The sequence below is a fragment of the Microbacterium sp. M genome, assembly GCF_045181065.1.
Lineage (GTDB): Bacteria > Actinomycetota > Actinomycetes > Actinomycetales > Microbacteriaceae > Microbacterium.
Map to the genome: position 1 here is coordinate 909,348 of NZ_CP173721.1, position 12,964 is coordinate 922,311.

At 69.9% G+C, this 12,964-nt stretch carries 10 protein-coding genes; 9 read left to right on the top strand and 1 reads right to left on the bottom strand.

Annotation, left to right across the window (positions count from 1 at the left end):
* Nucleotides 1–2: 2 nt before the first annotated feature.
* Complete coding sequence (locus ACI7YT_RS04230) at nt 3–1,484, bottom strand: PucR family transcriptional regulator (RefSeq protein WP_406249231.1); 1,482 nt, start codon at nt 1,482–1,484, stop codon at nt 3–5.
* A 101-nt stretch (nt 1,485–1,585) separates the two neighbouring features.
* Here ACI7YT_RS04230 and gabT point away from each other — a divergent pair, with 101 nt between their 5' ends.
* The 9 genes from gabT to ACI7YT_RS04275 all read left to right on the top strand — a co-directional run bounded on the left by gabT (nt 1,586) and on the right by ACI7YT_RS04275 (nt 12,956).
* Nucleotides 1,586–2,959 carry a 4-aminobutyrate--2-oxoglutarate transaminase gene (gabT, locus tag ACI7YT_RS04235; protein WP_406249232.1) on the top strand — a complete coding sequence of 458 codons (1,374 nt, stop codon included), beginning with the start codon at nt 1,586–1,588 and terminating at the stop codon, nt 2,957–2,959.
* A gap of 127 nt (nt 2,960–3,086) precedes the next feature.
* Entirely contained in the window at nt 3,087–4,463 is a 1,377-nt protein-coding gene (locus tag ACI7YT_RS04240; RefSeq protein ID WP_406249233.1) for a flavin monoamine oxidase family protein, read from the top strand.
* Nucleotides 4,463–5,347, top strand: coding sequence for a universal stress protein (locus tag ACI7YT_RS04245; protein WP_406249234.1), 885 nt, complete (start codon nt 4,463–4,465; stop codon nt 5,345–5,347). Before ACI7YT_RS04240 ends, ACI7YT_RS04245 begins: the two co-directional genes overlap by 1 nt.
* Nucleotides 5,347–6,891, top strand: a complete 1,545-nt coding sequence (locus ACI7YT_RS04250; protein WP_406249235.1) for an APC family permease — start codon at nt 5,347–5,349, stop codon at nt 6,889–6,891. The genes ACI7YT_RS04245 and ACI7YT_RS04250 overlap by 1 nt, the downstream gene beginning before the upstream one ends.
* Before the next feature lie 32 nt (nt 6,892–6,923).
* Complete coding sequence (locus tag ACI7YT_RS04255) at nt 6,924–8,396, top strand: NAD-dependent succinate-semialdehyde dehydrogenase (RefSeq protein WP_406249236.1); 1,473 nt, start codon at nt 6,924–6,926, stop codon at nt 8,394–8,396.
* Nucleotides 8,397–8,421: 25 nt separating this feature from the next.
* Nucleotides 8,422–9,783: an aldehyde dehydrogenase family protein gene (locus ACI7YT_RS04260; protein WP_406249237.1), complete on the top strand. Its 1,362-nt coding sequence runs from the start codon at nt 8,422–8,424 to the stop codon at nt 9,781–9,783.
* A gap of 63 nt (nt 9,784–9,846) precedes the next feature.
* The gene (locus tag ACI7YT_RS04265; RefSeq protein ID WP_406249238.1) at nt 9,847–10,554 is read left to right on the top strand and encodes a FadR/GntR family transcriptional regulator; all 708 of its coding nucleotides are present in this window, start codon (nt 9,847–9,849) and stop codon (nt 10,552–10,554) included.
* Nucleotides 10,555–10,641: 87 nt separating this feature from the next.
* On the top strand, nt 10,642–12,045 hold the full coding sequence (locus tag ACI7YT_RS04270) for a four-carbon acid sugar kinase family protein (protein ID WP_406249239.1): 1,404 nt from the start codon (nt 10,642–10,644) through the stop codon (nt 12,043–12,045).
* A gap of 20 nt (nt 12,046–12,065) precedes the next feature.
* Nucleotides 12,066–12,956, top strand: coding sequence for an NAD(P)-dependent oxidoreductase (locus tag ACI7YT_RS04275; protein ID WP_406249240.1), 891 nt, complete (start codon nt 12,066–12,068; stop codon nt 12,954–12,956).
* The last annotated feature ends 8 nt before the right edge of the window (nt 12,957–12,964 follow it).

Genomic DNA, 12,964 nt, shown 5'->3' on the forward strand with positions numbered 1-12,964 from the left:
CGTCACCGCGCGGTCTGCAGCGCCGCCCACAGTTCGGCTCTGGCCGGGAACGTCGACAGATCCGTGCCGAGCAACGCCGACGCCTGCGCGATCCGAGTCCGCAGCGTGTGCCGATGGATGCCGAGCGCCGCCGCCGCCTGCTCGAAACGCGCGTCGTGCTCGAGCCAGACGCGCAGCGCTTCCTGCAGACCGTCGTGGGCGCGCAGCGGCGCCAGCCGCGACTCGGCGACCAGCCGCGCCTCGTCGGTCGCGAACGCCGACAGGATGCTCGACGTGATCGTGTCGGCGTATCGAACGGCACCGGGTCCGCCGTGGCGCAGCGCCGCGATCGCCTGGGTGTGCGCCCGGGAGAACGCCGCGTAGCCATCCGGCTCGGACACCCCGATCCGCAGGCCGAACCGCTCGGCGATCTCATCGAACAGGCCGGCATCGACGGCGGACACGCACATCACGACGCCGTCCTCCGATGAGGCGGCGAACACCGCGGTGCCGGAATCGGTCCGCTGCCGCTCCCACCATTCCTCGAGCGCCTCGACCGGGGCATCCGCATCAGCGACACCGACGACCATCGGGGCGTGCGGCAGCGAACCGAGCACCCGACGCGCGAGGGTCGGGTCGTCCAGCATCAGGGAAGCCAGCACCTGCGACCGCAGGCGCCTGCGGCTGCGCGCGAACTGCTCGTTCTGCTCCAGGGCGAGGCCGGCCATCGCGATCACCGATGTGACCACGGCGCGGGCCTCGGCATCCAGCGACGCCGTCGCGATCGCGATGACTCCGCGCAGGTGGCCGCTGCGCCCCAGGGTGAAGAGCGTGTAGGCCTCGGTGCCCAGCGTCAGCGACTGCCCTGCCTGCCCGCCGCGGGCGATCAGATCCGTCGCCCTGGCGGCGAGAGCCTCGGCATCCTGCGGGGCGAGCCGGTCCTGCGGGTGCTCGTGCACGAGCACGCCGGCGGCATCGAACATGCCCACCCAGCGGCCCAGACGCCTGGCGAGTTCTGCCAGGGTCGCGAACAGACCTCTGGGGCGCAGCGCCGCGACGGCCAGGGCGCGCTGGGTGTCCAGCGCCCAGGTCCGGCGGGCGTAGGCCTGGGCGGCGATCGCCTCGGAGTGCGCGCGCGCCACCGCGATGAACGGGGTGTCGTAGGGGACCTCGAACAGTGGCATCCATACGCTCCGACAGGCTGCGATCAGTTCGTCGGGGATGCCGGACCGATGCACCTCCGTGCCGAATCCGAGCCCGACGACGCCCCGTTCGTGCAGGCGCCTGACGTACGCGCGGATGCCGTCGTCGTCGTCGAACTGCGCGCCGGTGGTCAGCAGTGCGAGTTCATCCGCGAGGAACGGCGTCGGATCGACGAGGTCGGACGAGTGCACCCAGCGCAGCGGCAGATCGAGGGCATCGTCGGGCAGCATCCGCTCGTCGGACACCAGGCGCAGCCCGAGGTCGGTGCGGTGCAGCAGCGCGCGCAGCGTCGGTTCGTCCACCTCTCCACCCTCCTCGCCCTTGTACGGAAGGGCGAATGCTTCAGGCAGATTATACGTTCGGGCGAGTGCGGCCGTCGGCCGACGAGGCCTACGCTCGCCGCATGGCACTTCTCGACACCGCACCTGTCGCCCTTCCCCTCGGCGGCCCCGACCTCCCGCAGGAGCGCCGCCTGGTCACAGAGCTCCCCGGCCCTCGTTCGGCCGAGCTGCTGGCGCGCAAGGCGGATGCCGTGCCGTCCGGCGTCGGCCACACCATCCCGGTGGCCGCCGTCGCCGCGGGCGGTGGCGTGGTCGTCGACGCCGACGGGAACTCGCTCATCGACCTCGGCAGCGGCATCGCCGTCACGACGGTCGGCAACGCGCATCCCAAGATCGCCGCGGCCGTCGCCGCGCAGGCCGCGCAGTTCACGCACACGTGCTTCATGATCTCGCCGTACGAGTCGTACGTCGCGGTCGCCGAGGCGCTCAACCGGCTCACCCCCGGCGACTTCGCGAAGAAGAGCGCGCTGTTCAACTCGGGTGCCGAGGCCGTCGAGAACGCGATCAAGATCGCCCGCAAGCACACCGGCCGCCAGGCCGTCGTGGCCTTCGACCACGGCTACCACGGCCGCACCAACCTCACCATGGCGCTGACCGCCAAGGCGATGCCGTACAAGAGCGGCTTCGGTCCGTTCGCCCCTGAGGTCTACCGCGCCACCGCGTCGTACCCCTTCCGCGACGGTCTCTCGGGTGCGGATGCCGCATCCCGCGCGATCCTTCAGCTCGAGAAGCAGATCGGCGCCGACAACCTCGCCGCCGTCATCATCGAGCCGATCCAGGGCGAGGGCGGCTTCATCGTCCCCGCCGACGGGTTCCTCCCCGCGATCGTCGACTGGTGCCGCGCGAACGGTGTCGTCTTCATCGCCGATGAGGTGCAGACCGGCTTCGCGCGCACCGGCGCGATGTTCGCGAGCGAGCTGTTCGGCATCGAGCCCGACCTGATCACCACGGCCAAGGGCATCGCCGGCGGGCTTCCGCTCGCGGCGGTGACGGGGCGCGCCGAGATCATGGACGCCTCGCATGCCGGCGGCCTCGGCGGCACGTACGGCGGCAACCCGATCGCGTGCGCCGCGGCGCTCGCCGCGATCGACATCTTCGAGAACGACGGGGTGATCGAGCGCGCCCGCGAGATCGGCGACGTCCTGAAGACCCGCCTCGCCGAGATCCAGCGGCGCGACGCCCGCATCGGCGACATCCGCGGACACGGCGCGATGATCGCCGCCGAGTTCATCGACCCTGAGACCAAGGCTCCGGATGCCGCGCTCACCGCGGCCGTGGCCAAGGCCGCGATCGCGAAGGGCGTCATCGTCCTCACCTGCGGCACGTACGGCAACGTGATCCGTTTCCTCCCGCCGCTTGCGATCGGCGACGACCTGCTGAACGAGGGCCTCGACGTCATCGCCGAGGCGCTGGCGGCGAACGTGACCGTCTCCTAGAACGTCCGGTCGCGGCTCGGATCGGGGGATTTCGAGCCGCGACCGGCGACTGCGTTCATGACGCAGACGTACCAGCCGCAGCATCCGAAGACGCAGCACCCACGCAACCAACGAAGGAGCAGCCCTCATGGCCGAGATCTCACGCGACGTCGTCGTCATCGGCGCCGGAGCCGCCGGACTCACGGCGGCCAACGACCTGCGCAAGGCCGGCCTGTCCGTCGCCGTCCTCGAGGCGCGCGATCGCGTCGGCGGGCGCCTGTGGACCGATGTGATCGACACCGCGATGCTGGAGATCGGCGGCCAGTGGGTCTCGCCCGACCAGGATGCGCTGATCGACACGATCGCCGAGCTGGGGCTCGAGACCTTCAGCCGCTACCGCGACGGCGACAGCGTCTATGTCGGCCCCGACGGTGCCGCGCGTCGCTTCACGGGCGAGATGTTCCCTGTGGCCCCCGAGACCGAGCGCGTCATCGCGGAGATCACCGAGCGCCTGGATGCCATGGTCGCCGAGATCGACCCCGACCGCCCCTGGGAGCACCCGAACGCGCAGGAGTGGGACGAGATCACCTGGGATGCCTGGCTGCGCGCGCAGACCGACGACGATGAAGCCGTCCGCAACCTCGCCTTCGCCACCGGGTCCGCGATGCTCACCAAACCCACGCACGCGTTCTCGCTGCTGCAGTCGCTGCTGATGGCGGCGTCCGCAGGCTCGTACTCGAACCTGGTCGACGCCGACTTCATCCTCGACAAGCGCGTCGTCGGAGGGCTCCAGCAGGTGCCGCTGCTGCTGGCCGAGCGTCTCAGCGACGACGTGCTGCTGAACCAGCCGGTGCGCGGCCTGGAATGGGGTGCGTCCGGTGTCGTGGCCACCACCGATGAGCACACGGTCCGTGCGCGGTTCGCGATCCTCGCGCACGCACCGATTCTGTACAACCGCATCTCGTTCGTCCCCCCGCTGCCTCGCCGACAGCACCAGATGCACCAGCACATCTCGATGGGCTTCGTCATCAAGGTGCACGCCGTCTACGACCGTCCGTTCTGGCGCGAGGACGGGCTCTCCGGCACGGCGTTCAGCCCGTACGAGCTGACGCACGAGGCATACGACAACACCAACCACGACGACGAAAGAGGCACCCTGGTCGGCTTCGTCTCCGACCGCAACGCCGACGACGTGTTCGAACTCAGCGCCGAGGAGCGCAAGGAGCGCATCCTCGAGTCGCTCTCGCACTACTACGGACCGGAGGCCAAGAACCCGGTCGTCTACTACGAGAGCGACTGGGGCAGCGAGGAGTGGACCCGCGGCGCCTACGCCGCCAGCTTCGACCTCGGCGGCCTGCACCGCTACGGTGCCGACCTGCGCACTGCGGTCGGCCCCATCCATTTCGCCTGCAGCGACCTGGCCGGCGCCGGATATCAGCACGTGGACGGCGCGATCCGCATGGGTCGCCTGGCGGCATCGAACATCGTCGACGCCAGCCGCGCCGCAGCGGTCGAGGTCGGCTGATGGCCGGCTCGATCGTCGTCGGCTACACCGCGACGGATGCCGGAGCGGATGCCGCGGCCCTCGGCGCTCGCCTCGCCCGCAGCCTCGGTGCACGTGTGCACCTGGTGATGGTGCTGCCCAGCGAAGGCACCCGCAGCGCCGCGGTTCCGCCCGAGCGTGCGTACGAGGACGTCCTGCGCGGACAGGCCAGGCAGTGGCTGTCGGATGCCGCGGCGACCCTGCCCTCCGACCTCACCCGCACCGGCCACGTGCGCTTCGCGGAGTCGTTCGCCGCCGGCCTCGTCGCCGCCGGCGAGGAGTTCGGCGCTCGGGCTGTCGTCGTCGGTGCCGCCGGCGGCGGACTGTTCGGGCGCCACCGTCTGGGCAGCGTCGCCTCCGAGCTGCTGCACTCGTCGACGATCCCTGTGGCGCTCGCACCCGCGGGGTTCGCCCAGCAGGACGACCACGTGATGCCTCGAGTGACGGCAGCCGTCGGCATCCGCCCCGGTGCGGACGCACTGCTGGACGAGGCGGCCTCCGTCGCGACCGATGCCGGAGTGCCGCTGCGGCTCGTGTCGCTCATGTCGTTCGATGTGCCCCCTGGGCTCGACACCGCGGTGATCCGCATCGTCCAGGACGGCCACGCGGAGTCCGTGCTCGAGAAGGCGGCCGCTGCCGTCCCCTCCGACGTCACGACCACGATCGAGCAGGCCGCCGGCGACAGCGTCGAGGATGCCGTCGCCCACCTGTCCTGGCTTCCCGGTGAGGTCATCCTGGTCGGCTCATCGCGGCTCGCGCAGCCACGGCGACTGTTCCTCGGCTCGACGGCGGCGAAGATGCTGCACGAGCTGCCCGTTCCGATGATCGTCGTACCGCGCACCCGCGCCGAAGCAGGAGACCGCTGATGACCAGCACCGATCGGGCGATGGGGCCCGAATCCACCGTCACGACAGGGATCTCGCAGAAGGGTCTCAGGGCCGGCGCCGTGGGAGTGATCGGTGCCGTCGTCATCGGCGTCTCCACGATCGCCCCCGCGTACACGCTCACCGCGTCGCTGGGCCCCACCGTCGCCGAGGTCGGCACGCAGGTGCCGGCCATCATCCTCGTCGGGTTCATCCCGATGCTGCTGACCGCGTTCGGCTACCGCGAGCTCAACCGCGCGATGCCGGACTCCGGCACCTCGTTCACCTGGGGCGTGCGGGCGTTCGGGCCGTGGATCGGCTGGATGACGGGCTGGGGGCTGATCGCCGCGACCGTCATCGTGCTGTCGAATCTCGCCGGCATCGCGGTGGAGTTCCTGTTCCTGCTGATCTCTCAGCTCAGCGGCAACGCCGCCATCGCGGACCTCGCCTTCAACCCGATCATCAACGTGGTCGTGTGCCTGCTGTTCATGCTCGGGGCGACGCTGGTGTCGTATCGCGACATGCAGACCACGCAGAAGTTCCAGTACGTCCTGGTGGGCTTCCAGGTCGCCGTGCTGGTCGTGTTCGCGGTGGTCGCGATCGTCAAGGCGGTGCAGGGCGACGCCCCGGATCCGACCGCGTTCTCGTGGTCGTGGTTCAACCCGCTCGAGGTGCCGACGTTCAGCGCCTTCGCGGCCGGACTCTCGCTGTCGATCTTCATCTTCTGGGGCTGGGACGTCGTGCTCACCATGAACGAGGAGACCAAGAACCCCGAGAAGACCCCTGGTCGGGCCGCCGTGGTCACGGTCCTCGTGGTCGTGAGCCTGTACCTGCTGATCTCGATCGGTCTCATGATGTTCGCGGGTGTCGGCACGGGCGAGCTGGGCCTGGCGAACGAGGGGATCTCGGCCAACGTGTTCTTCGCGCTCTCGGACCCCGTGCTCGGACCGCTTGCGTTCCTCGTCTCGCTCGCCGTGCTGTCCAGTTCGGCCGCATCCCTGCAGTCCACGGCCGTCGGGCCGGCCAGGACGCTGCTCGCCATGGGGCACTACGGCGCCCTGCCGAAGAAGTTCGCCCGCGTCAGCCCGCGGTTCTTCACCCCGGGCTACGCCACGATCGTCTCGGCTGTCGTCGCGAGCGTCTTCTACGCCGTCATGCGCCTGGTGAGCGAGAACGTGCTCACCGACACGATCCTGTCGCTGGGCATGATGATCTGCTTCTACTACGGCCTCACCGCGTTCGCGTGCGTGTGGTACTTCCGCAAGCAGTGGTTCGACTCGACGCACAGCTTCTTCTTCACGCTGCTGTTCCCGCTCGTGGGCGGAGCGATCCTCGCGGTGCTGTTCGTGACGACGCTGATCGACTCGATCGACCCCGGCTACGGCAGCGGTTCCAGCGTCGGCGGGATCGGCCTGGTGTTCGTGCTGGGCGTGAGCATCATCGGGGTCGGCATCGTGATCATGATCTGGAACGCCATTCGCCGACCCGCCTTCTTCCGCGGGGAGACGCTCGCGATGGACGCCCCGCCGAGCCTGCGCCGCCGCTGAACCGACTGACGAGCAACGAAAGAGAGATGATGATGACCGCTTCCCTCGCCCCGAACGAGCAGGCGCTGCTGGACAGCGTCCCCACCGGCCTCTACATCGGCGGGAAGTGGCAGGATGCCACGGGCTCGCGCACCTTCGATGTGCACGATCCGGCCACGAACGCCGTGATCCGTTCGATCGCCGATGCGACGCCGGAGGATGGCATCCGTGCCCTGGATGCGGCCGTCGCCGCTCAGGAGGCCTGGGCGGCGACCCCGCCGCGGACCCGCAGCGACATCCTGCGCCGCGCCTTCGACCTCGTGCAGGTGCACAAGGAGGATCTCGCGCTGCTCATGACCCTCGAGATGGGCAAGCCCTTGGCCGAGGCGCGGGGCGAGGTCGTCTACGGCGGCGAGTTCCTGCGATGGTTCAGCGAGGAGGCCGTCCGGATCTCCGGCCGCTACGGGATCAACCCCGAGGGCACCGGTCGCATGGTCGTGTCGCAGCGTCCTGTGGGCCCGTCGTTCTTCATCACACCGTGGAACTTCCCCTTCGCGATGGCGACGCGCAAGATCGCACCGGCGCTCGCCGCCGGCTGCACCGTCGTCATCAAGCCGCCGGCACTGACTCCGCTCACCACGATGTTCTTCACGAAGCTGCTCGAGGAGGCCGGACTCCCCGCCGGCGTCGTCAACGTCGTGCAGACCACGTCCTCGTCGAAGGTCTCGGCGCCGATCATCGCCGACCCGCGGCTGCGCAAGCTCTCCTTCACCGGGTCGACCGAGGTCGGCCGCAAGCTCATCGCCCAGGCCGCCGAGGGCGTGCTGCGGGTGTCGATGGAACTCGGCGGCAACGCGCCGTTCGTCATCTTCGAGGACGCCGATCTCGACAAAGCGGTCGACGGGGCGATGGCGGCGAAGTTCCGCAACATCGGTCAGGCCTGCACGGCCGCGAACCGCTTCATCGTGCACTCGGCCGTCGCGGAGCAGTTCGCCGACCGGGTCGCCGAGCGCGTCAAGGCGATGAAGATCGGACGAGGCACCGAGGAGGGCGTCGCGATCGGCCCGCTCATCGACGAGGATGCCGTCGCCAAGGCATCCGAACTCGTCGGCGACGCCGTCTCCCGCGGGGCCCGTGTGCTCGCGGGCGGCAACGCGATCGAGGGCGCGGGGACCTTCTACGAGCCGACCGTGATCACGGATGTGGCCGCCGGCAGCGACATCCTCCGCGAGGAGATCTTCGGCCCTGTGCTGGCGATCGCGACCTTCGGCACCGAGGAGGAGGCCGTCCGCCTCGCCAACGACACCGAGTACGGGCTGGTCTCGTACGTGTTCACGGAGGATCTCGCGCGAGGGCACCGCATGATCGACGCGCTCGAGACAGGGATGATGGGGCTGAACGTCGGCGTGGTCTCGAACGCGGCCGCTCCGTTCGGCGGGGTCAAGCAGTCGGGTGTCGGCCGTGAGGGCGGCGCCGAGGGCATCCACGAGTACCTGTCCACGAAGTACACACTGATCCCGAACTGAACGCCCCGCAACGAGAGGACGCATCATGACCGAGTACGCCGTCATCAACCCGGCCACCGGCGAGACCGTCGCCGAGTACGACACCGCAACCGACGCGCAGATCGAGGATGCCGTGGCGCGCGCCGCGACGGCCGCGAAGACGTGGGGCGCGACGTCGCCGGCCGAACGCGCCGCCGTCATCCGTCGCATCGCCGAACTGCACCGCGAACGCCGTGACGAATTCGCCGCGATCATGGTGCGCGAGATGGGCAAGCCGATCGCCGCCGCGGTCGGCGAGGTCGATTTCGCCGCCGACATCATCGAGTTCTACGCCGACAACATCGAGCGCATCACGGCCGATCAGCCGCTGGAGATCCTGGGGGAGGGCACAGCTGTCATCCGCCGTGCCCCGCTGGGCGCGCTGCTGGGCATCATGCCGTGGAACTTCCCTGCGTATCAGGTGGCGCGCTTCGCCGCTCCGAATCTCGCGAACGGCAACACGATCATCCTCAAGCACGCACCGCAGTGCCCGGAGTCGGCTGCCTTCCTCGAGAAGATCTATGCGGATGCCGGGCTCCCCGGCGGCGGCTACGTCAACGTCTATGCCACGAACGAGCAGGCGGCGGAGATCATCGCGGACCCGCGTGTGCAGGGCGTCTCGATCACAGGATCGGAGCGCGCCGGCGCGGCCGTCGCCGAGGTAGCGGGCCGCAACCTGAAGAAGGTCGCGCTGGAGCTCGGCGGCTCTGATCCGTTCATCGTGCTCTCGGCGGACGATCTGGATGCTGTGGTGCAGGCGGCCGTCGATGCGCGCATCGACAACAACGGCCAGTCCTGCAACGGGGCCAAGCGGTTCATCGTCGTCGACGAGCATTACGACGAGTTCGCCGCGAAGTTCACGGCCAAGCTGGCCGCCATCTCGGCGGAGGACCCGACGCAGGAGGAGACGATCCTCGGGCCGCTGTCCTCCCTCGCGGCCGCGGAGCGTCTGCAGCAGCAGATCGACGCGGCCGTCGCGCAGGGCGCCACGCTGCTGACCGGCGGCACGAGGGACGGCGCGTTCTTCGCCCCGACGCTGCTGGCCGACGTGACGGATGAGATGGACGTGTACCGCGAGGAGCTGTTCGGGCCCGCCGGCGTCGTCTACCGCGTCGCCGACGAGGACGCCGCCGTCGCGCTCGCGAACGACACGTCGTTCGGGCTCGGCTCTTACGTCTTCACGACGGACGCCGAGCAGGCCGAACGCGTCGCGGACGCGATCGAGGCGGGCATGGTCTACGTCAACGTGGTGCTGGCGGACAGCCCGGAGCTGCCGTTCGGCGGTGTCAAGCGCAGCGGCACCTCGCGCGAGCTGGGTCTGCTCGCGGCAGACGAGTTCGTCAACAAGAAGCTCATCCGCGTCGCGTGAGGGGTGGCGCGCTCAGCGCCGCGCTACCGTTGAGGCGGGCCCATGCCCGCCGGAAGGAGCGCTGTGAAGACTGAGCGCGTCACTCGCACGCAGGCCGTGGTCGATGGGCTGCTGGACGAGATCATCGCGGGCCGGCTGGTCGCGGGGGAGCCGCTGCCGCCGGAGGGGGATCTCGCCGACAATCTGGGCGTGTCCCGGCTGACGCTTCGCGAAGGCGTGCGCCTGCTGCAGGCGCAGGGCGTCATCGTGCCCGTCCCCGGCAGTCGTCACCGCATCGCACCCGTCGACGAGTGGACCGGGCTGGAAGCGGTCGTCCGCCATTCGCGCAGCGGGGGAGCGCGTCGTCGTGCGGCGCTCGATCTGCTCGACATGCGGGTGATGTTCGAGACCGGGGCCGCTGAACTCGCCGCGCCGCGCAGTACCGAGGAGCACATCCGCGCCCTCGAGGAGGCACTCGAGAGGATGAGGTCGGCGCATGCCAATGGCGATGTCCCCGGCTTCGTCGACGCCGACCTCTCCTTCCACGACGTGATCTTCCAGGCGGCGGACAACCGCATCCTCGTGGCGTCGGTCCGTCCTCTCACGGCGATGCTGCAGGAGTCCCGCAGCGAGACCAGTGCGGTGTTCGAGATCCGAGAGCACGCTCTCGTCGAGCACGATGCGGTGCTCGGAGCGATGCGCACCAAGTCGGCTGAGGCGGCGCGTGAGGCGATGGCGAGCCACATGCGTCAGACCCGAGAGGACCTCCTGCACTACGTCCAGGGGGCCTGACCTCTCTCGCGAGTGGTTTGCATGCGCGAAGATCGAGGCGTATGGTCGTTATCTGATATCGGATAGCCCCCGAACGAAGGAGTTCCCGTGCACATCGACGCGCTGCTCGCGCCTCTGCCTGCCCCGGTCGCGATCGATGCCGCGGATGTCGCGGACGCGCGCGATCCCCGGGACGTGCTCGTGGTGCTGGATGACGATCCCACCGGCACGCAATCGGTCGCGCACCTCCCGGTGCTCACCCGCTGGGAGCGCGAAGACCTCGACGGCGCCTTCGCGACGGGTGCGGCCGCCGTGTACGTGCTGACCAACACGCGCTCGCTCGACGAGGACACGGCCGCCGGCCGCAACCGCGAGATCGTCGCGGTCGCCCTCGCCGCCGCCGAGGCCGCGGGTCGCCACGTGACATTCGTCTCCCGCAGCGACTCGACGCTGCGCGGGCACTTCCCGCTCGAGACCGACGTGCTCTCGGCTGAGATCGCCGCGCACGGCGGGAAGACGCCTGAACTCACTCTCCTCGTCCCTGCCTTCCCCGAGGCGGGGCGCATCACGGTCGACTCGGTGCACTACTGGGCCGTCGACGGCGAGGCGACTCCGGTCGGCGAGACACCGTTCGCAAAGGATGCGACCTTCGGGTTCTCCTCGTCCGACCTGCGCGACTGGGTGGCCGAGAAGACTTCCGGGCGCATCCCCGCCACCGACGTCGCGGCACTCACGGTCGGGATCATCCGATCCGGCGTCGACGCTGTGACGTCGTTCCTGCGCGAGTTGCCGGCCGGCACCGTGGTCGCCGTCGACGTCGTCGAGGAGTCCGACATGCGCGTCGTGGCGCTCGCTCTGAACGCCCTCGGCGATCGCGGCGTCCTGCTGCGCGTTGGTCCGCCCTACGTGCGGGCCCACATCGGACAGGAGATCGCGCAGCCCGTCGACTCCGAGGACATCCCGTTCGCCCATCACCGCGGTGGACTGGTCGTCGTCGGCAGCCACGTGCCGCTCACGACGCAGCAGCTCGACGAGCTCCGCCGTGCCAGGCCCGAGACGGCGACCATCGAACTCGACGTGCGCCGCCTCATCGACGAACGCCGCGAAGCACACCTGGACGCCCAGTCGCGCGCCGTCGCCGAGGCGCTCGAGTCGGGTACCGTCATCGTCCACACCACCCGCGAGCTCGTGACCGGCACGACGGGAGAGGCGAGCCTCGAGATCGCCAGGCAGGTCTCCAGCGCGGTCGTGGAGCTGGTCCGCCGAGTCCTTGCGATCGCCCCGCCACGTTTCGTGATCGCCAAGGGCGGCATCACCTCCAGTGACGTCGCGAGCGAGGCGCTCGAGATCCGCAGGGCGACCGTTCTCGGTCCGATGCTCCCCGGAATCGTCTCGCTCTGGCAGCCGGAGACGGGCCCCGCCGTCGGCATCCCCTACATCGTCTTCGCCGGCAACGTCGGCGTCGCAGACTCCCTCGCCCGCGTCGTCGCGACGCTGGCCGACACGCACTGATCTTTCTGAAAGGAATCGAGATGACCACCACCGTCGCCGTCATCGGGCTCGGAGCCATGGGGCTTCCCATGGCGACTCGCCTCGCCGAGCGCTTCACCGTCCGCGGGTTCGACATCGCCTCCCAACGCGTCGCCATCGCGGCCGAGAAGGGCGTCGCGCCCGCAGCATCCGCCGCCGAGGCCGTCGCGGATGCGCAGGCCGTGCTCGTGGCCGTGCGCACCGGCGCGCAGCTCGACGACCTGCTCTTCGGCGAGAGCGGTCTCGCGCCGCATCTGGCCGACGGGTCCGTCGTGATCCTCACCAGCACGGTCGGCACCGAAGGCATCGCCGACGTCGCCGCGCGTCTGGCCGAGCACGGCGCGCACCTCGTGGACGCGCCGCTGTCCGGAGGACCGGTCCGCGCAGGCGAAGGCGACCTGCTCATCGTCGTCGGCGCGACACCGGATGCGCTCGAGATCGCCCGCCCGATCCTCGAGCAGCTCGCCTCGACGCTCTCGATCGTGGGGGCGCGCCCGGGAGACGGTCAGGCGCTCAAGACCGTGAACCAGCTCCTGTGCGGCGTGCACATCGCGGCAGCGGCCGAAGCCCTCGCTCTCGCCGATGCGCTCGGACTCGACCGCGAGAAGACGCTCGAGGCGCTGACCGCCGGCGCAGCGAACTCCTTCATGCTCGGCAACCGCGGACCCCGCGCGCTGCAGGCGTACGACGAGGAGGGCGCCGAGGTGCTCAGCCGCCTGGACATCTTCGTCAAGGATCTCGGCATCGTCGGCGACGCCGCACGTCGGGCGCATCTGTCCACCCCTGTCGCGGCTGCCGCCGAGCAGCTGTTCCTGCTCGGCGAGGCGCAGGGCCTCGGTGCCCACGACGACTCGGCCGTGGTCCGCGTGATCGCCCCCGAACGACTGTCCTGACCCGAACC

Coding starts and splice junctions, on each gene's coding strand:
- gabT (WP_406249232.1), top strand. CDS start 1,586: ATGGCACTTCTCGACACCGCACCTGTCGCCCTTCCCCTCGGCGGCCCC.
- ACI7YT_RS04240 (WP_406249233.1), top strand. CDS start 3,087: ATGGCCGAGATCTCACGCGACGTCGTCGTCATCGGCGCCGGAGCCGCC.
- ACI7YT_RS04245 (WP_406249234.1), top strand. CDS start 4,463: ATGGCCGGCTCGATCGTCGTCGGCTACACCGCGACGGATGCCGGAGCG.
- ACI7YT_RS04250 (WP_406249235.1), top strand. CDS start 5,347: ATGACCAGCACCGATCGGGCGATGGGGCCCGAATCCACCGTCACGACA.
- ACI7YT_RS04255 (WP_406249236.1), top strand. CDS start 6,924: ATGACCGCTTCCCTCGCCCCGAACGAGCAGGCGCTGCTGGACAGCGTC.
- ACI7YT_RS04260 (WP_406249237.1), top strand. CDS start 8,422: ATGACCGAGTACGCCGTCATCAACCCGGCCACCGGCGAGACCGTCGCC.
- ACI7YT_RS04275 (WP_406249240.1), top strand. CDS start 12,066: ATGACCACCACCGTCGCCGTCATCGGGCTCGGAGCCATGGGGCTTCCC.